Genomic DNA, 20,142 nt, shown 5'->3' with positions numbered 1-20,142 from the left:
AAGCTCGGCGTTATTTGTATCTTTCTTATAGTAGATCAGCCGCCAATCGTGCAAGTGACGAACGTTCCCCTTTTACGAGTTGCACGTGTCCGAAGACGTTTTGTCCTTTGAAGCGTTCCACCGCGTACGTCAAGCCGTTCGAGTATTCATCCAAATACGGATGGTCGATTTGATACGGGTCACCGACGAGAACGATTTTCGAGTTCTCTCCAACGCGAGTGAGAATCGTTTTGATTTCATGCTTCGTTAAGTTCTGCGCCTCATCGATGATGATGAACTGGTCCGGCATACTTCTACCTCGAATATAGGTGAGCGCCTCGAGCTGAATCGATTTCATACCGGCTAGAATATTGCCGAGCTCGTCTTTTGAATTCGCATTGAATAAAAATTCTAGGTTATCATAAATCGGTTGCATCCATGGGCGAAGCTTCTCTTCCATCTCCCCTGGCAAATAACCGATATCATTCCCCATCGGCACGACCGGACGAGCGACGACGAGCTTATTGTAACGCTGTTCATCCTCGACGAGCGAGAGCCCTGCTGCTAGGGCAAGGAGCGTCTTCCCGGTACCGGCTTTCCCAAGTAAGGTGACAAACGGAATGTCATCTCGAAGCAACAGGTCGAGTGCCATCCGCTGTTGAACGTTTCGTGGATGAATTCCCCAAATATGATCTGCATCGAGTGCCAGTGGTCGTAAAATCGGTTGAAGCGAATCGACCACAGCAAGTGCACTCGCTTTCGACACATTACTTTTTAAAACGACGAACGAGTTCGGATATAGCACTTGTTTCGTCAAGGCCGTCGTCGGCAATTGACGAACTTTATAAAATTCATCGATGAGCGACTGATCGACTTCAATCTCTCGATAGCCGGCGTATAAGTCCGTCGTATCAACGATATGATCTGTCAAATAGTCTTCTGCGTCAATTCCAATAGCGTCCGCTTTGACACGGACCAATATATCTTTTGAGACGACGACGACCTTGTGATTCGTGTCATGCTCGTATTGTTTCATTAATCCTAACGCTACCATTAAGATGCGATTATCATTCGTCATGACATCGAACGGAATATCGACCTGGTGTTGACCGATTTCGACAAACAGACGTCCTCCGTTCTCAAGCGGGACCCCGTCATGGAGTTTTCCCGATGTTCGGAGCTGGTCGAGGACACGTGACGTTTCACGGGCGTTCCGCCCGACCTCATCCATGTTTCGTTTCTTTCCATCTAACTCTTCTAGGACGATGGCTGGAATGACCACGTCGTGTTCTTCAAATTGAAATAAGGATAGCGGATCATGTAGGAGTACGTTCGTATCGAGTACATACGTTTTTTTCATAGACTTTGTCGCCCCTCGAATATAGGATGGTATTCAAGAATGAAGACTTTCTTTCACTTCACGGTCAAGCTTTTCCGCCGCTCGAATATCATACGTTTTCGTGATTTCGGGCTGTGCGTAAGCTGCTCCATAAAACGAGATGTTCCTCACTTCTTCGACATGTCCTTCAAAAAAACGAAGATGAAGGCTCGGTTTAACCGCCGGATCGAACTCTCGAATCGCTGAGAGTAAAACATGATAGGACTGACCATCTTCGATAAAAATGAGGCCAGCCGTCTTTTCTGTCGTCAAGATGGTCACGATATGTGAATTTCTTGTCAATGCGAACCGGACCGTGACAGCATCTAACGCTTGCACCCAACTGATTGCATGGCTGATCGGCCAACGCTTCGCCTCGTCAAAACCGACGAGAAATGTTAACGGCATGTCGTTCAACAAGCGCTCTTGCGCAGCTGTCAATTCAAACGTTGCCTTACTCGCCATTCAACTCCCCTCCTTTTAACCGGGTATGGTTGTACCATTCTCCCTTACCGGTTCAATTCCCTGCTTTTAACGGTTGAAATCATGCTATACTCATCGTATAGAGGAAGGTGAAAAGATGCGTGTAAAATGTTCTCTTTGCGATAAAGTCGAGACCATCGACTCATGGTCGTTTGAAGCAAAACGCTTGCGTAACAAACCGGCTAAAACGTATATGTGTCAAGAGTGTCAGGAGCGAATCAGCGAACGAACGGCTGAACGCGCCGCATCTGTACAGTTCAAGTTATATCCTACATTTCGACAGAAACGAAATTGGTAATGCAAACGGGCGCCTCCGAAGAGACGCCCGTATTTTTTATGATTCTACCGCATCTTGACGACGGTTCCACCAGAGGCGACCACGATAAATGGCCAACACGATAGCCATGACGGCAAGCACTTCCGGGATTGGCCAAGTGAAAAAGACGAGTGCCATCGTACCTGCACCAAGTGAAAGCAAAATATAGACGATGAGCGACTTCCACCATGCCAATTGTTTCGCAAAACCAAGTTTAAAGACAAGGATCGTCAGTAAGATGACCGTGACAACGAGTGCATTGAACCCGACGGAAAAGTCGTTCGGGTCACTGCCGACACCTAGCATCGAAGCGATCCACGGAACGTCAATCTGTGTGATATCGATTGTTTGAGAAGCTTTCAAGACAAAGAGTCCCCCTTTATTTCATACACATCCATTCTACACTATTCCATGCAAAAGGGAACGCCGAAGCGTCCCCTTTCTGCTAACTTATTCTTTACCAAGTTTACGACGCTTGTCAGCTTTCTCGCGTTCGTTCTTGTTCAAGATTTTCTTACGAAGACGGATTGACTCCGGTGTGATTTCACAGTACTCGTCATCGTTCAAGAACGTGAGCGACTCTTCAAGCGAGAAGACGCGCGGACGTTTCAAGACTTGTGTCGAGTCTTTTGCAGAAGCACGCATGTTCGTCAATTGCTTCCCTTTAACGGCGTTAATGGCAAGGTCAACGTCACGGTTACATTCCCCAATGATCATTCCTTCATACACATCCGTACCTGGCTCGATAAAGATCGTTCCACGGTCTTCAAGGGCACCGATTGAGTAAGCCGTCGACTTCCCGTTTTCGATACATACCATAACACCACTACGACGGCCACCGATATCAGCAGCGATATACGGACGATACTCTTCGAACGTATGGTTCAAGATTCCGTATCCACGTGTCGCTGACAAGAATTCGTTACGGTAACCGATAAGACCACGTGATGGCACGAGGAATTCCATACGTGTCTGACCGTTGTCATTCGTGTTCATGTTCGCAAGCTCACCTTTACGGAGACCGATCGATTCCATGACTGAACCTGTGTACTCTTCAGGTACGTCGATGATAACGCGCTCGAACGGCTCAACTTTCGTGCCGCTTTCGTCTTCGCGGATGATAACTTGTGGTTTCGATACTTGGAGCTCGTAACCTTCACGACGCATGTTCTCGATCAAGATCCCGAGGTGAAGCTCACCGCGTCCTGATACGATCCATTGGTCTGGTGAATCTGTGTTTTCGACACGGAGTGAAACGTCTGTCTCGAGTTGTTTCATCAAACGTTCTTCGATTTTACGTGCCGTCACGAAATCGCCTTCACGTCCTGCGAACGGAGAGTTGTTTGTCATGAAACGCATTTGAAGCGTTGGCTCATCGATGCGAAGGAGCGGAAGTGGCTCTTCTTTACCGACTGGCGTTACCGTTTCACCGACGTTGATATCTTCCATTCCGGCGATAGCAATCAAGTCACCTGCTTTAGCTTCTTCGATTTCGACGCGCTTGAGGCCGAAGTAACCGAACAATTTCGTGACACGAAGTTGCTTCACCGTACCGTCTGTCTTACAAAGCGATACTTGCTCACCGACTTTGATTTTCCCACGGAAGACGCGACCTACACCGATACGACCGAGGTAGTTGTCATAGTCGAGCATCGTCACTTGGAATTGAAGTGGCTCGTCTGAGTTGTCCACTGGAGCCGGCGTGTTTTCAAGAATCGTGTCGAGCACGTGCGTGATTGTATCTTCTTGTTTTTCTGGATCAGGATCGAACGAACTTGAACCGCTGACTGCTGATGTGTAGACGACAGGGAATTCAAGTTGATCTTCATCTGCGCCAAGGTCGATCAAGAGATCAACAACTTCATCGACAACGTCGAGTGGACGAACCATCGGCTTATCGATTTTGTTGACGACGACAATCGGACGAAGTCCTTGGTCAAGTGCTTTTTTCAACACGAAACGAGTTTGTGGCATACAGCCTTCACGCGCATCGACAACAAGAATAACGCCGTCTACCATACGCATGATTCGCTCAACTTCTCCACCGAAGTCTGCGTGACCTGGTGTATCTACGATGTTGATGCGCGTCTCTTTATAATCGATTGCTGTGTTTTTTGCGAGAATCGTAATTCCGCGCTCACGCTCGATATCGTTCGAGTCCATCGCGCGTTCTGCGACTGCCTCGTTCGTCCGGAAAGTACCAGACTGTTTCAATAATTCATCGACTAACGTTGTTTTACCGTGGTCAACGTGCGCGATGATGGCTACGTTACGAAGGTTTGTTCTTACGTTCATGTAGTTATTCCTCTCTTATTTAAAAAATTTCAACTTTTCTTCAACTTTAAGAGTATAGCACACGTCACAGTACCTTTGTCGAGTGGAATCGACTGTGAACGTTTTCATCCCGTGTTTTTTATCATACAATAGGGAGGATAAGAGAAAATAAGGAGGAACCTCCATGCAGCTAATGTTTGTATTGATCGCAACGGCCGTTGTCGCAGGATTCGTCGGCATTGGAATCGGGGTGGCCGAAGGAAGCGCCGCCATTATTTTAGGAAGCCTCGTGTTAAGTGGCGTAGCGACATTCTTTGGTATTCAATTGCGTCGCCGCATTCTTTCAGAACGTCAATCATAAAAAAGGGTTACTCCGGGATCATATCGGAGTAACCCTTTTAACTTGCTTTTATAGCGGACGAGTCAAGCAGATGCGGTCGCGTAAAACGAGCCCATCTTCTTCGATGTCATCGTACCCGTGATTACGAAAATAATCGCGTTCCACCGAATCGAATCGGAATCCGGCTTGTTGGTAAAAACGCAACTGCATGATGCTTGAATTCCCTGTACAGACGAGTAGTTCTTTTCCACCAATCATCGTGGCCCGCTTCACTGCGTCTTGTAACAAGCGTTGACCAATCGTTTGGTTTTGACGTTCGGGTTTCACTGCGATATTGACGAGTTCAACCCGATCGCCTTCGTGTGAGACGAGCATATACGCACCGACAATCTCACCACCGAGTAACGCTTTGTACGTACGACCTTCCTCGAATTGTTCCCGGACCATCGCTTCATTCGGATTCGCCAAGACGAGTAAGTTGCGGATTTCTTCATACGAATCATGTTCCACGATGTGTAAGTCCGGTTTTGCTTCAGCCGTGACCCCTTTTGCGATGACGTAATGTTTGATGACGTCATTTACAAATGAATCGCTCCCAGCCAGGACAGATGTTTTTCCGTCATACCGAATCGGCTCACCATATAAGGAAACGACACGCCCGCCCACCTCTTCAACGAGTAACTTTCCAGCAGCATAATCCCATGGCATATTGCGCATTGTGATGTAGCCGTCCACGCGGCCGGCAGCAAGCCAGGCTAATTCAAGCGATGCAGCACCATGAGCTCGCGTCCCAATCGAGTCCCGTACAATCGGAGCGAGTATTTCCGGGGCAATCTGGTGGTTCGGCGTGACCCACGTCGCATTCATACTTAAAAACGCGTCTCGGACATGATGTTCATGAAGGGTCGTCAACGTCCGACCGTTCAATGCCGCCCCGTATCCTTTCCGCGCCATGAACATCTCATCCGCCATGACGTCATAGACGAATCCATATTCCACGACCCCATCCACCATGATTGCGATAGAGATAGCAAACATACGTTTTTGATGAATAAAATTTAACGTCCCATCAATCGGGTCGACAAACCAGACGGTACCGGTCAATTGTTCTGGCTGATCTGTCGTCCCCTCTTCCCCCATAATCTGATGTTCCGGAAACGTTTGTTGGATTCGACGGACAATCAATTGTTCCACCGCCCGATCGATTTCAGTGACCAAGTCCCCTTTTCCCGTCTTTCGTTCCACTTCATAACTTTGATCAATCTCGCGACGAATCAGTTCTCCCGCTTGTTTGATTAAGTCGACTGCAAACCATTCTATCATCTGTGATCACCTCAACTGTATTGTACCAAACAAAAACCAGTATCCGCTCGGAATACTGGTTGAATGTGTGTGTAATGGTTAGGCTTCGAGACGCAATAATTCTTGGCGGTACTTCTCTAACCGATGCTTGCTAGCCTGAACTGTAGCATCATCTTGTGACGCCATCGCATCGAAGAGGGTTGCCAATTCATAATCAATCTCTAAGCGCAGCACCGGGATCCGTTTTTCTGCGTCTTTTCTTTTGAATGCCTCAATCACTTGTTTCATAAGATGCCACACTCCTTTTGTTGGGCTACAAGTTACGGTTTAGTGAGTTGAATTGAGTATATCAGATAAAATTCGAAAAAGAAAGAGAATTGTCTGACTATTTTGAATTTTTTATCTTAATGGATATATTCCCAATTCCGAGGTCCCTAAACCTGATTTGGTGTTAATGAACTGTACCCGATTTAAAGGAGAAATAACAAAAAAGCATGCCTGAATTTGCTCGGGCATGCTCAGTCTTACAGTTTGATCATTTTACTCGAGGACTTCATTGCCGCCTGAACCGTACGATACGTGGAATAACCTGTCTGTTCGTCGTGAACCGCGTTCAGTTGTTTCTCCTCCGACTTAGATGTTACGATCTGCTTGAAGGCACGATAGGAGTCGAGAAAAATCTCTCGTTCCACCCCACCTTCATTGGCTTGTGCGACGACGTTATAAAACTCGACGACTTCAATCAATTCGTCAGTCGTCCAATCCGGATTGATCGGATAGTTGATTTGCATATTGTTTCACCTCGACACCCATTGTAACAACAAAAAAAACTATTGCAAGTTGAGCCAGAAATCTCTATAGTTTTTTTGTTGCTTGTTTTTTAAAAACAACATATATCATAACGATACTATTCATCTTATAAATAAACTGATTCAAGGGGGATTTACGATTGAAATTAAAAGGTGCTACTCAGCTCGAAACGCCACTATTTGACACGTTGCTTGAACATGTCGACTCAAACCCGATTGCGTTCCACATTCCTGGTCATAAAAGCGGAAAAGGGATGGACCCGGAGTTTCGTGACTTTATTGGTGAAAACGCCCTAAAAATTGATTTGATTAACATTGCCCCACTCGATGACCTCCATCATCCAAAAGCGGCAATCGCTGAAGCGGAGCGCTTGGCGGCAGAGGCGTTCCGTGCTGACGAGACCTTTTTCTCCGTTCAAGGGACATCGAGTGCCATCATGGCGATGATCATGGGTGTCGTTGGCCCGAACGAAAAAATCATCGTGCCACGGAACGTCCATAAATCCGTCATGTCCGCGCTCGTCTTAACGGGTGCCCACCCGGTCTTCATCCACCCGGAATTTGACGAAACATACGGCATCGCCCACGGAATCACGGCTAGTGCCGTTGAACGCGCGCTTGAACTTCATCCGGACACGAAAGCCGTACTCGTCATCAACCCGACTTATTTCGGGGTCGCAGGTGATTTAGAACGTATCGTGTCCGTCGCGCATGCACAAGACGTTCCTGTACTTGTCGATGAGGCACACGGCGTTCATCTCCCGTTTCACGATGAACTTCCGCTCTCGGCGATGCAAGCGGGAGCAGATGTGGCGGCGACGAGTGTGCACAAGCTTGGTGGTTCAATGACAGGTAGTTCGATTTTGAACGTACGCCGCGGACTCGTCTCGCCAGAACGAATTCACGCGATGCTCTCTATGATTACAACGACGTCAACATCCTATTTGCTCCTCGCTTCTCTCGACGCGGCACGTCGACAGTTAGCGACAAAGGGTCACATGATGAATGAGCGTGCACTCGAGCTTGCTAGAACGGCCCGTACGGCAATCAATCACATGCCGAACTTATCGGTATACGGTCATGCCGAGTTGCATTCTGAATCGACTTACGCGCTCGATGAAACGAAAGTACTCGTATCCGTGCGTGAACTTGGGGTAACTGGATTTGAAGTCGAGAAATATCTTCGCGACAAACACCGCATCGAAGTCGAGATGTCCGATTTATTGAATGTGCTCTTCATCGTCACATCAGCGGACGACGAGTCAACGATTCAAGCGTTGATTGAAGCGATGAGAGATGTCGTTTCTGTTTACCAAAAGTCTGGGAACGACTCATTATCCATCATGCTCCCAGAGATTCCACCACTTGCGCTCAGTCCTCGTGATGCGTTTTATGAAGAGACGGAGACGATTCCTCTCGAAAACGCAGTCGGGCGTATTTCAGCGGAGTTCATCATGGTGTATCCACCAGGAATTCCAATCATCATTCCAGGTGAATTGATTACGACGTCGACACTCGAATACATCATGGCCAACATTGAAGCGGGTCTTCCCGTACAAGGTCTTGAAGATGAGTCGCTGCAAATGATTAAAGTCATCCAACAAACAAAAGCGATTCGCTAAATAAAAAATGAGCCGGTCATCGTGACCGGCTCATTTTTTATGTCATCTCAGAAAAGGTGGCTGTAGATGATCGAATTGCTTCCCCTAGTGCCTATTATAAGAAAACGCTTACATTTTTTCAAGTATCAATTTCTTCAGATGCTTGTGTTTTTTCGACCAAGCAAAGTCGTAAAAATTCAGCGACGTGTTCCGTGTCGTTCAAGTTGATGCCAAGCATCGGATACAATTGACGCGGCTCTTCTAGCGCATGCAAATCAAGAAGGGCCGATTGACCCGTTTGCATACAGACGACTAACACCTTGCCCATGAATTGCTGTGTATAGACGAAACCAAAATCATAACGAGCGGCTTCTGTTTCAATCCCCGTAAATCGGACACGACTCGTCTCGGATACGGTATACAATAACTCCTCATCGAATGCCATCAGGATTCCCTCCCTTCTCTCTTCACAAGTATTTTCCTTTATACTACAAGTATGAAACCTAAGGAGAGAATGACAATGAAGATTAATTATGCAACAGAGGTAAACGTAGAAACTCTTGTCCAGTTCATGCACGATCTATGGCCAGACGCCCCCATTGAAGAATTACAAATGGAAGTCAAACTCGGTCTCGCCTCAAAAAAGATGCATTATTTCATCGCATCAAATGAACATGGGGAGGCAGTTGGTTTTTGTCAGCTCAGTTTCCGGCATGACTATGTGCCAGGTTCTAGTACATCCCCGACCGCCTATGTGGAAGGAATCTATGTCAGTGAATCAGAGCGCCATCGAGGTGTCGCCTCTCGTTTGGTCGATGCTGCATCAACCTTCGCGGTCCGTCACGGTTGTATCGAACTGGCATCAGATACCGAGCTTGAAAACGAGGACAGTCAACGCTTTCACGAGAAGGTCGGATTCAAGGAAGTCGAGCGTGTCGTCACCTACATGAAAAACCTCTCCCACGAATCGTGAGAGAGGTTTTATTGACGTTCTTATTTTACGACGTGGATTGGCATACCCATTGCGATTTCAGCAGCTTCCATAGCCATCTCACCGAGTGATGGGTGAGCGTGGATTGTAAGTGCGATATCTTCAGCAGTCATACCAGCCTCGATTGCAAGGCCAAGCTCAGCAATCATATCTGAAGCGCCCGTACCCGCGATTTGAGCACCGATCAAGAGACCGTCCTCTTTGCGTGTGATGAGCTTCATGAAGCCGTCTGGCTCGTCAAGTGCAAGTGCACGACCGTTCGCTGCGAATGGGAATTTCGAAACTGTGATTTCGAGTCCTTCTTCTTTTGCGAGTGGCTCTGTGTAACCAACCGTTGCGAGTTCAGGATCTGTGAAGACGACTGCAGGGATTGCAGAGTAGTCGAGGTAAGCTGGCTTACCTGCTGCTGCTTCCGCTGCGATTTTCGCTTCGTAAGATGCTTTGTGTGCAAGTGGTGGTCCAGGAACGATATCACCGATTGCATAGATGTTTTCGTTCGATGTTTTACACTGGTCATCGATTTCGATGATTCCGCGGTCGCTGATTTTAACGTCCGCGTTCTCAAGACCGATGTCGCCTGTGTTTGGACGACGACCAACTGTGACGAGGACATAGTCCGCTTCAACAGATTGCTCTTCACCGTTTACTTCAAACTTAACAGTTACGCCGTCTTCCGTCTCTTCAACACCTTTAGCAAGTGCATTCGTGTGGATTGTGACGTTCCCTTTTTGCTTGAGTTTCTTCTTAACGATTTGCGTCATTTGTGGTTCGAAACCAGACAAGATGTCGCTAGCGCCCTCTACAACGACAACTTCTGTATCGAAGTTAGCGTATGCAGTACCGAGCTCCATACCGATGTATCCACCGCCAATGACGACGAGTTTCTTCGGTACTTCAGGAAGTGCCAAGGCGCCAGTTGAAGAAAGGACGCGTTTAGACCATTTGAACGATGGGATCTCGATTGGTGTAGAACCAGTCGCGACAATCGCTTTTTTGAATTTGTAAGGAGTTGAGCTGTCTTCAGTGATGACACGAACTGTGTCTTCAGAAGCGAAGAACGCTTCACCTTGAACGATCTCAATTTTGTTTCCTTTGAGGAGACCTTTGACACCGCCAGTCAATTTGTTAACGACTGACTGTTTCCAGTCTTGAACTTTTGTGAAGTCCACTGACACGTTGTCAGACGTGATTCCCATTGAATCATGTCCTTTAGCGTGTTGGAAGTTGTGTCCTGCTGTGATCAACGCTTTCGATGGGATACATCCGACGTTCAAGCAGACACCACCGAAGTTGCCTTTCTCAACGATTGTTACTTTCATTCCGAGCTGAGCGCCACGGATTGCGGCAACGTATCCACCAGGACCGGCACCGATGACAAGCAAATCAGTTTCTTGTGCGAATTCTCCTACTACCATGTTCTTATCCCTCCATCATTAGAAGTGCTGGGTCTTCGAGCAAGCGTTTCACCATGTTAAGAGCGTTTTGTGCAGTCGCACCGTCGATGAGGCGGTGGTCAAAGCTGAATGAAAGTGCAAGTACTGGCGCAGCAACGATTTCACCGTTCTTCACGACAGCTTTCTCCGCGATACGGCCGATACCGAGAATCGCAACTTCTGGGTGGTTGATGACAGGTGTGAACCATTGTCCACCAGCTGAACCGATGTTTGTGATTGTGATCGATCCGCCTTTCATGTCTTCCCCAGCGAGCTTACCTTCACGAGCTTTACCTGCAAGTTCGTTAATGTTTGTAGCAAGTGCATAGATTGATTTACGGTCTGCATCTTTTACGACTGGTACAACGAGTCCGTTGTCCGTGTCAGCTGCAATCCCGATGTTGTAGTAGTTTTTGTAGACGATTTCTTCGTTCACGTCATCGATTGAAGCGTTGATTGTTGGGAATGCTTTCGCTGCAGCAGTCAATGCTTTCACGACGAATGGCAAGTACGTGAGTTTCACGCCTTGGTCAGCCGCGACTTGTTTGAAGTCTTTGCGGAGTGCAACGAGTTTTGTAACGTCGACTTCGTCCATGAGTGTAACGTGTGGTGCAGTGTGTTTCGAGTTAACCATCGCTTTCGAGATGGCTTTACGGATTCCACGGATTTTCTCACGTGTTTCAAGTTCAGGAGTCGCTGACTCGTAAGGCTTGATTTCCGTTTTCGCAGCTGCTGCTGGTGCTACAGATTCTGTTTTCTCTGTTGTAGCTTCTGCAGACGGTGCTTCGCCGTTCGCGAATGCATCGATGTCTTCTTTCAATACACGGCCGTTGTCGCCAGAACCGTTGACTTCACGGATGTCGACACCTTTTTCACGTGCATATTTACGGACAGATGGCATAGCGATAACACGTTCAGATTTGTGAAGTTGAACGTCGCGTGGCGCGTCTTCTTTCACATCTTCTTTTACGTCTTCTGTCTTCTCTTCTGCTTTCGGTTGTTCAGGTGTTTCTTCTTCACCTGCTGGTGCATCGCCTTCGATGTCAAACGTAATGAGGACGTCGCCGACTACGGCAACTGTACCTTCAGAAACTTTAACTTCTTTGACTGTACCGTCGACTGGAGCTGGGATTTCAACGACTGCTTTGTCGTTTTGTACTTCTAAAAGAACATCGTCCTCTTTGACCGTATCCCCTGCTTTTACGAACCACTTGACGATTTCACCTTCGTGAATACCTTCACCGATATCTGGTAATTTAAATTCAAATACTGCCACTGGTTTTTCCTCCCATCAATTCATCATGTAAACACGACAAGGGAGACAATTCTCCCTCATCGTTTATTCGACACGATCTTAGAAGTTCACAACTTCCTTAACTTTTGCAACGACATCTTTATGGTCAGGCAACCACATGTCTTCACCTTGTGCGAATGCGAAGACTGTGTCAGGTGCAGTTACTCGAAGAACTGGTGCTTCGAGGTGAAGAATTGCGCGCTCTTGAATTTCAGTTACGACGTTCGCCGCGATACCTGCTTGACGTTGTGCCTCTTGAACGACGATCGCACGACCTGTCTTCTTAACAGATTCTACGATTGTGTCGATATCAAGCGGGCTCACTGTCATGAGGTCGATGACTTCAACGTTGATGTTTTCTTTTTCAAGCTCTTCCGCTGCTTTGAGTGACGTGTGCACCATCGCACCGTAAGTGATGATTGAAACGTCTGTACCTTCACGTTTCACATCCGCTTTACCGAGTTCGATTGTGTACTCACCTTCAGGTACTTCGCCACGGAATGAACGATACAATTTCATGTGCTCGAGGAACACGACTGGGTCGTTGTCACGGATAGACGCGATCAACAAACCTTTTGCATCGTACGGAGTCGATGGAATAACGACTTTAAGACCAGGTGTCTGAGCCATCAAACCTTCAAGGCTGTCCGCGTGAAGCTCAGGTGTCTTAACTCCACCACCGAATGGTGAACGGATTGTGATTGGTTGGCTGTAAGCGCCGCCTGAACGGTAACGCATACGTGCCATTTGAGCTGCGATTGAGTCGAAAACTTCGAATACGAATCCGAAGAATTGAACTTCCATGATTGGACGGAATCCAGTAAGACCTAGACCGATCGCAAGACCACCAATCCCTGATTCAGCGAGTGGCGTGTCGAAGACACGGTCTTCGCCGAGCTCGTCTTGGAGACCTTCCGTCGCACGGAATACCCCACCGTTTTTACCAACGTCTTCTCCGAAAAGAAGTACTTTCTCGTCGCGTTTCATTTCAACGCGCATCGCATCAGTAATCGCTTGGATCATTGTCATTTGAGCCATAACTTACTTCGACTCCTTTGCAGTATATTCTTCAAGCTGTTCTTTCAAGTTTGAAGGAAGTTCTTCGAACATGTTGTTGATGAAGTCCGAAACTTTTTGTTTTGGTTCTTTGTCTGCTTGGCTGATTGCTTCTTTCACGTCAGCTTTCGCTTGCTCGATCACTTCGTTCTCCATGTCTTCGTTCCAGAGTTTCTTGTTCTCAAGGAAGAGACGGAAACGTACGAGTGGATCTTTTTCTTGATACTCTGTGTCGAGTTCTTTTGTACGGTAACGTGTTGGGTCATCCCCAGCGAGCGTATGTGGTCCGTAACGGTAAGTGAGTGACTCGATGAGTGTCGGTGTTCCTTCGAGTGCATCGACACGAGCTTGTTGAGTCGCTGCGAGCACTGCAAGAACGTCCATTCCGTCTACTTGAATTCCGTTGATTCCAGCTGCAACAGCTTTTTGCGCGATCGTTTTAGCTGCTGTTTGCTTTTCAACAGGAGTCGAGATAGCGAAACGGTTGTTTTGAACGACGAAGATTGCTGGTGATTTGAATGCACCTGCAAAGTTCAATCCTTCGTAGAAGTCACCTTGTGATGAGCCACCGTCACCTGTGTAAGTAATAGCGACATTTTTGTTGCCGTTGCGTTTGAGGCCCATTGCCACACCCGCAGTTTGAATGATTTGTGCACCGATGATGATTTGTGGCATCAATACGTTGACACCTTCAGGGATGCGGTTTCCTGCCACGTGTCCACGTGAGAACAAGAACGCTTGATAAAGCGGAAGTCCGTGGAATACGAGTTGCGGGATATCACGGTATCCTGGAAGAATCCAGTCCTCTTTGTCGAGCGCGTATTGCGTCCCGATCATCGTCGCTTCTTGACCTGCCACTGGCGCGTAGAATCCTAAGCGACCTTGACGGTTAAGTGAGATGGCGCGTTGGTCCCAGATTCGAGTATAGACCATGCGGCGCATGAGTTCCTGAAGTTGCTCGTCCGTTAGGTCAGGCATTGCGTCTTGGTTGACGACCTCACCCTTCTCGTCGAGAATACGGAACGTTTGGAAGTTTTCTTCCACGTTTTGAAGTACCTGAACGTTGTTCATTCGTTTCACCTCATCCTTTCAACTATGAGACAATTGTCTTTTTTGTGATCAAACACTATCTCAAATCTTACGTGTATCTGTCCAAAAAAGCAATCTGTATTAACGTGATTCAGAAAAGTTATCCTCTTCTGCCGTTTCCTTGTTAGTATAAAACGGGTTGTTTCAATAACGCAAAAAATATGCTTACCAAAATAAAACGCTTACATTCAAGGGATATGACATCCTTTTCACCACTGTATTATTTTCATTTCACCTTCTGTACCATCCACATTCCTTCCTGTTTAAATATGATATAATCAATCATATATGTTTGATAGAAAGGAAGTTGTGTATGTTAACCATGAAAGATGTCATCCGCGAAGGAGACGAGCGGCTTCGCGCGCGCTCAACTGAAGTACCGATTCCGCCAACGACAGAAGATTTGGCGTTACTCGACGAGATGGAGACGTTCCTCGTCAATAGTCAAGACCCAGAGATGAGCGAGAAATACGAGTTGCGAGGTGGGGTCGGCATCGCCGCGCCACAACTCGGTGTGAATCGTCGTTTCTTCACAGTCTTGCTACAAGAAGAGGAAGAGACGTTCAAACTCTCTATCTTCAATCCTAAAATCACAAGTCATTCCGTCGAGCAGACATTTTTGAATGGCGGCGAAGGCTGTCTATCGGTCGATCGCGTGGTCAAAGGAAATGTACCTCGTTTTCGTCGAATCACGTTAGAAGGGTTCGACCGCGATGGGAAGCCCATTAAGCTTCGCTTGCGCGGAATGCGCGCTGTCGTATGTCAGCACGAGCTCGATCATTTAGATGGGATCATGTTCTATGACCGCATCAATATGTCGAACCCGTTAGAAACATACGGCGAACCGATTTAACATGTTTAGCTCGAGAAAAAGGGCACTGTTGTTACTATTCCCATTTTTATTTCTTTTAATCGGTGGATGTGTGCGAATCAATTATGATGCGACTGTTCACTATGACCAATCTGTTTCGCTCGAAACGACTTATGCGTTCCGTGATCATCCTGTCATGAAATTGCTCAATCTCAGGCTCGACTGGGATACTTGGAAAGAACAGGCGGAAGAGAACGGATATGAAACAGAAGATTATTCAAGTCCTGATGACTACGAAGGCATGGTCTTAAAGAAGACTTTTAAAAATGTGGACGAGTTGCAACAGATTAAAGAGGAATGGAAAACGGGACCTGCCGGTATTTTAGTTCCTCCGGATATTCAGTTCGACATCGATCAACGAGAAGGCATTTGGTTTGATTCCTATACGTTACAAACCAATCTCGACCTCCGTCTCGACCGGGTCGACTTACCCGGCGTCGAACTAACCGGCTCCCCAAAAAAATTGGCTGAACGATATATCCGCCAAGCCGACATTCGCTTTAACTTGACTGTTCCGACCGGCGTATTCGTTGAGGATGGAACCGGCCTAGATCTCCGTTCTATGAAGCATGTTGAGTGGCAAGTGTACGGAGGACGCCAAAACAATGTAAAGTTAGTCGCCCATGTGCCGAACGTTAAAGCATGGGTGATCACCATCATCGTATTGGTGTCAGCTATCATCTTAAGTTATTTCATTTGGCGCAAGTATCGACGAAACGTCGGCAACCCTAGAGAAACGTCGATTCGTTCACGCCTGTTAGGGTTATTGATTGTCTCCCTCTCGCTCATTTTGATTGTCGGGACATTCCGACAAGAGTTGGCAAACGAGCGTCAATCCGAGGCGATTCGCCAAGCTTCTCAAACGAATGAGTTTATCCCTACGTTTGCAGTTCATGGTTTACTCGGGACAGACCGGACGTTCCTCCGTTTCTCTCAAGCGATGGAACAAAGTGGGCAAGCGACTGACGGAGCACTTTGTACCGTGACTGTCAAAGGCAAGGCCGACTGTGAAATATATGATTTTAGTTCAACTCGCCCGATTGTCCGAATCGAGTTCGAAGATGCAGAGGCTTCTTTGAACAATCAGACAAAGTGGTTGAATGCAGCTATTGAAACGTATAAGAAAACGAGAAATCGTTCGTTCGACCGGATGTATATCATTGGCCATAGTATGGGTGGCGTAGCCGCTGCCAACTATATCTTGAATCAAGAGACGTACATCGTCGATAAGTTTGTAACGTTCGATAGCCCGTTCGGCGGGACACGCCTTGCGAACTTCGGATTATCTGCCAGTAACTTCGGCATTAACACCGGAAGCCCTGCCATCCGTGATTTGTCCCCTAACTCAGACGGACTACAAGCATTCCAGTCTAAGCTTGAGACATGGCCGAGGTCCGTTCAGGTACTCTCCTTCTCTGGACGAGGCGGTGAATTCAATTTGATTGAGCCGGCGAGTTCTCTGTTACTGGAAGAGTATACGAATAACATTCAGACAGAAACGGTACCGTACGACCATTTCTCGCTTCACCGTAAAAGTGACGTCTTGAAAGAGACTGGGAAATTCTTATACGAATACACGAATGAGTTTAATCCAATCGAGACGAACTAACGTCAAAACAGCTATCCCCAAATTTTGAGGATAGCTGTTTTTTAATACGTCATCGTCCATGTGACTTTTTGGAGCCAATACATCATATACTTTCCGATTGGGAGATCCGTTTGAATCTCATCATACGCTACCGTATACGTGCCATTCTCATTGTTCCATAGACGATTAAAATACTCGTCCACTTCATCAAAGAAGGCTGTATCCACATCTCCTGTCACTTCGACGTCTGCCTCTAGGTTATAATCGTTCATGTTCCGGGTCGTATAATTCCCCGAACCTAAGACAACTGTCTTTTCTTCACCATCCACATACAGGATTTTTGGATGATATTGTTCCTTGCCGACATCATACCAGCGAATCTCGATTTGCTCCGGGTTGACGGTGTTCAGTTCTGCCGTCACCGGTAAGTTCGGTAACCCTGATTTCGATCGACCGAACGCATTCGTGTTCGGATCGAGGATCAAGTTCACCGTCACCCCGCGCCCGGCGGCATCCTCGATTGCTTGGATAATATTCCGATCTGCCAAATAGAACATTCCGATCCAAATGGTGTCCCCATCGTCCGCCCCATTCATTGCATCGAGCACCGACTCTTGAATCTTCCCTTCGGTGACATAACGAATCTCCATCGGTGCCTCGCTCGGCGCATTTTCAATCTTCGACAACGCTTCATCATCTGGGAAGCGCCTTGCATCCCCTTTCGAGAACGTCGCGACCGCTTGCTCACCTTCAACGATTTCTTTTAAAATCGCTCCTTTTAAATGGACACCGACATTCGAGTGATATCCACTGGCATCATGTGGATTGGCGGAAAGTACAAAGCCTTCATTCTCGGTGACCATCACTTTCCGATGGTTCGCTTTGATATTGAGCAACCTTAAATATGCACGAACCGTAATGTCCGGTGCCGAAGAGGCCATCGGGTTCGGCAACCAGCCGGCTTGACTATTGCCGAACCACTGAATCGCCATCCGGTAAAACGTGGAGTATAAAATATTCGGGTCACGAAGAGCATCGAGGTTTGTATATACGACCTCCACTCCCGCTTCCTCTAGGACATCAAAGTGGTCAGAAACATGTCCGTTGTATGTGGTATTGATGTCATCCGTGATGAAGACGACCTTCAAATCCGGGTATCGCTCCATTTGCTCAAGCAATGCTGAAGATAGGCGCGATGTAATGTCCGGATATTGTCGGTCTTCATTCGAATAAGGATTGAATAAGAAAAAGTCCATGACGATATATTCTTTTGCCTCACGTATCGCTCGTTCAACTTCACTAAATATCTCCTGTTCGACAATCTCCGTATCTTCCCCTTGATAGGTCAAATCATGAAGAAAATCGATTTGGTCATCTGTGATGAGATACGGTTCAGATTGTCTCGACACGCCTTCCGGTAATGGTTTGACTTGATGATATACGAGCGTGATGAGAAAAATGACCGCAATGATTGCGGCTCCCCATTTCAGCCACCCTTTCTTCCCCTTTTTCTTCGCCATAAGCTCCCCCTCCTCATTTGCGGTGAAAAAAACGAGCTGTAGTCTCCTACAGCCCGTCAGATCATACTTCCATAATAATCGGCAGGACCATCGGGTGTCTCCGCGTCTTTTGTGCCAAGTAAGGTGTGAGGGTGTCTGAGACGAGTTGCTTCATCTCCGACCACTTCATCTGCTTATTGGACAATCCTTGTTCGACGGTTTTCTTCAACAATCGTTCGCCATCACGAATCAGACTACCTGATTCACGCATGTAGACGAATCCACGTGAGATGATATCCGGTCCTGAGACGAGTTTGCGCGTCTTGCCATCGATGCTGATGACGACGACAACGAGTCCATCTTCAGACAGAATTCGGCGATCTCTTAATACGATATTCCCGATATCACCAATTCCATTCCCATCAATATACACAGCGTTCGCAGAAATTTTACCAGTGACCGCAGCCGACTCCGAGTCGACAGCAAGCACTTCGCCATTATCCATTACGAAACTGTTCTCTTTCGGGATTCCAACCGATTCAGCAAGCTCAGCATGCTTTTTCAACATACGGTACTCGCCGTGAATCGGCATGAAGAATTTCGGATTCAGAAGACGAATCATCAACAACTGTTCTTGTTGCGAACCGTGACCTGACGTATGAATGTTCGTCAACTTACCGTAGACAACATCCGCTCCCGCTTTATACAACTGGTCAATCGTCTTCCCGACCGAGATGGCGTTACCTGGGATTGGAGAAGAAGAGAAGATGACCGTATCCCCAGGAATGATCGACACTTGACGGTGCGTCCCATTTGCAATACGGCTGAGCGCTGCCATCGGTTCCCCTTGCGATCCGGTACAAAGAATCGCGATTTCATTCGGGTCGTAGTGACGCATCTGATTCGCCTCAATAATCATACCCTTTGGCACGTTGATGAAACCGAGTTCTTGTCCGATCGTCATGACTTTCTCCATCGAACGACCGAAAATCATGAGATGACGACCTGTCTCGGCACACGAATCGACCACTTGTTGCAAGCGATAGATGTTCGATGCGAACGTCGCAAAGATGATTCGACCGTCCGCTTTCCGGAACGTCTCACTAATCGTCCCACCGACCACGCTCTCACTCATCGTGAAGCCTTCCACTTCTGCATTTGTTGAATCGGACAAGAGACAAAGCACGCCTTCTTTTCCGATTTCCGCCATCTTAGCAAGGTCTGCCGGCTCGCCTACCGGAGTGAAGTCGAACTTGAAGTCACCCGTATGGACGATGTTCCCTTGTGGCGTCTTGACGACGACACCGAGTGAGTTCGGAATCGAGTGCGTCGTGCGGAAGAACGAGATGCTCGTCTTACGGAACTTGATGAGTGAATCCTCATCAATCTCATGGAGCTCTGCCTCACGAAGCAACCCATGCTCCTCAAGTTTAACTTTGATCAATCCGAGCGCGAGCTTCGTCGCATAAATCGGCAATTGCACTTGCTTCAATAAGAATGGAATTCCCCCGATATGGTCTTCGTGACCGTGAGTGATGAATACCCCTTTTACTTTGTCCTTGTTTTTAATCAAGTACGAGTAATCAGGAATCACATAGTCGATTCCAAGCAAGTCATCCTCTGGGAACATGATTCCCGCATCGATGACGATGATTTCATCTTGGAATTGAACAACATATGTGTTCTTCCCGATTTCTCCGAGTCCGCCCAATGCGAACACGGCTGTTTGGTGGTTCTTAACAAACTTCATTTAATCTCTCCTTACTTCAATTATTAATACATCTATGTGAAACATAAGTGATTCTCGAATATGCCCGTAAGATTCTTTTTTCATTATAG

At 47.2% G+C, this 20,142-nt stretch carries 20 protein-coding genes; 6 read left to right on the top strand and 14 right to left on the bottom strand.

Annotated elements, in window-relative coordinates; translation table 11 throughout:
* Positions 1-25: 25 nt before the first annotated feature.
* Complete coding sequence (locus tag KNO65_RS06890; protein WP_214782804.1) at positions 26-1,339, bottom strand: PhoH family protein; 1,314 nt, start codon at positions 1,337-1,339, stop codon at positions 26-28.
* 33 nt (positions 1,340-1,372) lie between these two features.
* Positions 1,373-1,822 (bottom strand): PNPOx family protein, encoded by a 450-nt coding sequence (locus KNO65_RS06885; RefSeq protein WP_015881272.1) that lies wholly within the window; start codon positions 1,820-1,822, stop codon positions 1,373-1,375.
* Positions 1,823-1,937: 115 nt separating this feature from the next.
* On the opposite strand from KNO65_RS06885, the gene KNO65_RS06880 reads away from it, so the two are divergent.
* Positions 1,938-2,138: a YlaI family protein gene (locus tag KNO65_RS06880; RefSeq protein WP_214782802.1), complete on the top strand. Its 201-nt coding sequence runs from the start codon at positions 1,938-1,940 to the stop codon at positions 2,136-2,138.
* A gap of 36 nt (positions 2,139-2,174) precedes the next feature.
* On the opposite strand, the gene KNO65_RS06875 is transcribed toward KNO65_RS06880, so the two are convergent.
* Both KNO65_RS06875 and typA read right to left on the bottom strand, forming a co-directional pair.
* Complete coding sequence (locus KNO65_RS06875) at positions 2,175-2,519, bottom strand: YlaH-like family protein (RefSeq protein WP_015881270.1); 345 nt, start codon at positions 2,517-2,519, stop codon at positions 2,175-2,177.
* Between the two features lie 87 nt (positions 2,520-2,606).
* Complete coding sequence (gene typA, locus KNO65_RS06870) at positions 2,607-4,451, bottom strand: translational GTPase TypA (protein ID WP_015881269.1); 1,845 nt, start codon at positions 4,449-4,451, stop codon at positions 2,607-2,609.
* A 163-nt stretch (positions 4,452-4,614) separates the two neighbouring features.
* Between typA and KNO65_RS06865 the strand changes: the two genes are divergently transcribed.
* Positions 4,615-4,791 carry a hypothetical protein gene (locus tag KNO65_RS06865; RefSeq protein WP_031421524.1) on the top strand — a complete coding sequence of 59 codons (177 nt, stop codon included), beginning with the start codon at positions 4,615-4,617 and terminating at the stop codon, positions 4,789-4,791.
* A 48-nt stretch (positions 4,792-4,839) separates the two neighbouring features.
* On the opposite strand, the gene KNO65_RS06860 is transcribed toward KNO65_RS06865, so the two are convergent.
* The 3 genes from KNO65_RS06860 to KNO65_RS06850 all read right to left on the bottom strand — a co-directional run bounded on the left by KNO65_RS06860 (position 4,840) and on the right by KNO65_RS06850 (position 6,863).
* Positions 4,840-6,093 carry an inositol monophosphatase family protein gene (locus KNO65_RS06860; protein WP_214782798.1) on the bottom strand — a complete coding sequence of 418 codons (1,254 nt, stop codon included), beginning with the start codon at positions 6,091-6,093 and terminating at the stop codon, positions 4,840-4,842.
* 78 nt (positions 6,094-6,171) lie between these two features.
* Positions 6,172-6,360: a hypothetical protein gene (locus KNO65_RS06855; protein WP_015881266.1), complete on the bottom strand. Its 189-nt coding sequence runs from the start codon at positions 6,358-6,360 to the stop codon at positions 6,172-6,174.
* Positions 6,361-6,596: 236 nt separating this feature from the next.
* The gene (locus KNO65_RS06850; protein WP_211781416.1) at positions 6,597-6,863 is read right to left on the bottom strand and encodes a UPF0223 family protein; all 267 of its coding nucleotides are present in this window, start codon (positions 6,861-6,863) and stop codon (positions 6,597-6,599) included.
* A 158-nt stretch (positions 6,864-7,021) separates the two neighbouring features.
* On the opposite strand from KNO65_RS06850, the gene KNO65_RS06845 reads away from it, so the two are divergent.
* Positions 7,022-8,503 (top strand): aminotransferase class I/II-fold pyridoxal phosphate-dependent enzyme, encoded by a 1,482-nt coding sequence (locus KNO65_RS06845; RefSeq protein ID WP_015881264.1) that lies wholly within the window; start codon positions 7,022-7,024, stop codon positions 8,501-8,503.
* A 118-nt stretch (positions 8,504-8,621) separates the two neighbouring features.
* Here KNO65_RS06845 and KNO65_RS06840 read toward each other — a convergent pair whose 3' ends face one another.
* Positions 8,622-8,927: a DUF3055 domain-containing protein gene (locus tag KNO65_RS06840; RefSeq protein ID WP_031421518.1), complete on the bottom strand. Its 306-nt coding sequence runs from the start codon at positions 8,925-8,927 to the stop codon at positions 8,622-8,624.
* A 75-nt stretch (positions 8,928-9,002) separates the two neighbouring features.
* Between KNO65_RS06840 and aac(6') the strand changes: the two genes are divergently transcribed.
* Complete coding sequence (gene aac(6') / locus KNO65_RS06835) at positions 9,003-9,455, top strand: aminoglycoside 6'-N-acetyltransferase (protein ID WP_214782795.1); 453 nt, start codon at positions 9,003-9,005, stop codon at positions 9,453-9,455.
* Positions 9,456-9,475: 20 nt separating this feature from the next.
* Here aac(6') and lpdA read toward each other — a convergent pair whose 3' ends face one another.
* The 4 genes from lpdA to pdhA form a co-directional block, all read right to left on the bottom strand.
* A complete protein-coding gene (lpdA, locus tag KNO65_RS06830) occupies positions 9,476-10,888 on the bottom strand; it encodes a dihydrolipoyl dehydrogenase (RefSeq protein WP_015881261.1) in 1,413 nt (470 codons plus the stop codon).
* Between the two features lie 4 nt (positions 10,889-10,892).
* Positions 10,893-12,182, bottom strand: coding sequence for a dihydrolipoamide acetyltransferase family protein (locus tag KNO65_RS06825; protein ID WP_015881260.1), 1,290 nt, complete (start codon positions 12,180-12,182; stop codon positions 10,893-10,895).
* 78 nt (positions 12,183-12,260) lie between these two features.
* Positions 12,261-13,238 carry an alpha-ketoacid dehydrogenase subunit beta gene (locus KNO65_RS06820; RefSeq protein WP_015881259.1) on the bottom strand — a complete coding sequence of 326 codons (978 nt, stop codon included), beginning with the start codon at positions 13,236-13,238 and terminating at the stop codon, positions 12,261-12,263.
* Positions 13,239-13,241: 3 nt separating this feature from the next.
* A complete protein-coding gene (pdhA, locus tag KNO65_RS06815; RefSeq protein WP_015881258.1) occupies positions 13,242-14,327 on the bottom strand; it encodes a pyruvate dehydrogenase (acetyl-transferring) E1 component subunit alpha in 1,086 nt (361 codons plus the stop codon).
* Between the two features lie 331 nt (positions 14,328-14,658).
* On the opposite strand from pdhA, the gene def reads away from it, so the two are divergent.
* Together def and KNO65_RS06805 are read left to right on the top strand one after the other, a co-directional pair.
* The gene (def, locus tag KNO65_RS06810; protein WP_031421514.1) at positions 14,659-15,198 is read left to right on the top strand and encodes a peptide deformylase; all 540 of its coding nucleotides are present in this window, start codon (positions 14,659-14,661) and stop codon (positions 15,196-15,198) included.
* Position 15,199: 1 nt separating this feature from the next.
* Complete coding sequence (locus tag KNO65_RS06805) at positions 15,200-16,825, top strand: alpha/beta hydrolase (protein WP_047795457.1); 1,626 nt, start codon at positions 15,200-15,202, stop codon at positions 16,823-16,825.
* Between the two features lie 41 nt (positions 16,826-16,866).
* On the opposite strand, the gene KNO65_RS06800 is transcribed toward KNO65_RS06805, so the two are convergent.
* Together KNO65_RS06800 and rnjA are read right to left on the bottom strand one after the other, a co-directional pair.
* Complete coding sequence (locus tag KNO65_RS06800; RefSeq protein ID WP_214782792.1) at positions 16,867-18,324, bottom strand: phospholipase D family protein; 1,458 nt, start codon at positions 18,322-18,324, stop codon at positions 16,867-16,869.
* A 61-nt stretch (positions 18,325-18,385) separates the two neighbouring features.
* Entirely contained in the window at positions 18,386-20,053 is a 1,668-nt protein-coding gene (gene rnjA / locus KNO65_RS06795) for a ribonuclease J1 (RefSeq protein WP_214782789.1), read from the bottom strand.
* Positions 20,054-20,142: the final 89 nt, after the last annotated feature.

The sequence above is a fragment of the Exiguobacterium sp. S3 genome (assembly GCF_018617295.1).
Taxonomy (GTDB): Bacteria; Bacillota; Bacilli; order Exiguobacteriales; family Exiguobacteriaceae; genus Exiguobacterium; species Exiguobacterium profundum.
The sequence above is the reverse complement of the archived record's forward strand: the minus strand, read 5'-3'. Positions and strand labels throughout refer to the sequence as shown.

Coding starts and splice junctions, on each gene's coding strand:
- KNO65_RS06850 (WP_211781416.1), bottom strand. CDS start 6,863: ATGCAAATCAACTATCCGATCAATCCGGATTGGACGACTGACGAATTG.
- typA (WP_015881269.1), bottom strand. CDS start 4,451: ATGAACGTAAGAACAAACCTTCGTAACGTAGCCATCATCGCGCACGTT.
- KNO65_RS06840 (WP_031421518.1), bottom strand. CDS start 8,927: ATGGCATTCGATGAGGAGTTATTGTATACCGTATCCGAGACGAGTCGT.
- KNO65_RS06805 (WP_047795457.1), top strand. CDS start 15,200: ATGTTTAGCTCGAGAAAAAGGGCACTGTTGTTACTATTCCCATTTTTA.
- KNO65_RS06800 (WP_214782792.1), bottom strand. CDS start 18,324: ATGGCGAAGAAAAAGGGGAAGAAAGGGTGGCTGAAATGGGGAGCCGCA.
- def (WP_031421514.1), top strand. CDS start 14,659: ATGTTAACCATGAAAGATGTCATCCGCGAAGGAGACGAGCGGCTTCGC.
- KNO65_RS06820 (WP_015881259.1), bottom strand. CDS start 13,238: ATGGCTCAAATGACAATGATCCAAGCGATTACTGATGCGATGCGCGTT.
- KNO65_RS06890 (WP_214782804.1), bottom strand. CDS start 1,339: ATGAAAAAAACGTATGTACTCGATACGAACGTACTCCTACATGATCCG.
- KNO65_RS06865 (WP_031421524.1), top strand. CDS start 4,615: ATGCAGCTAATGTTTGTATTGATCGCAACGGCCGTTGTCGCAGGATTC.
- rnjA (WP_214782789.1), bottom strand. CDS start 20,053: ATGAAGTTTGTTAAGAACCACCAAACAGCCGTGTTCGCATTGGGCGGA.
- lpdA (WP_015881261.1), bottom strand. CDS start 10,888: ATGGTAGTAGGAGAATTCGCACAAGAAACTGATTTGCTTGTCATCGGT.
- KNO65_RS06860 (WP_214782798.1), bottom strand. CDS start 6,093: ATGATAGAATGGTTTGCAGTCGACTTAATCAAACAAGCGGGAGAACTG.
- KNO65_RS06885 (WP_015881272.1), bottom strand. CDS start 1,822: ATGGCGAGTAAGGCAACGTTTGAATTGACAGCTGCGCAAGAGCGCTTG.
- pdhA (WP_015881258.1), bottom strand. CDS start 14,327: ATGAACAACGTTCAGGTACTTCAAAACGTGGAAGAAAACTTCCAAACG.
- KNO65_RS06855 (WP_015881266.1), bottom strand. CDS start 6,360: ATGAAACAAGTGATTGAGGCATTCAAAAGAAAAGACGCAGAAAAACGG.
- KNO65_RS06880 (WP_214782802.1), top strand. CDS start 1,938: ATGCGTGTAAAATGTTCTCTTTGCGATAAAGTCGAGACCATCGACTCA.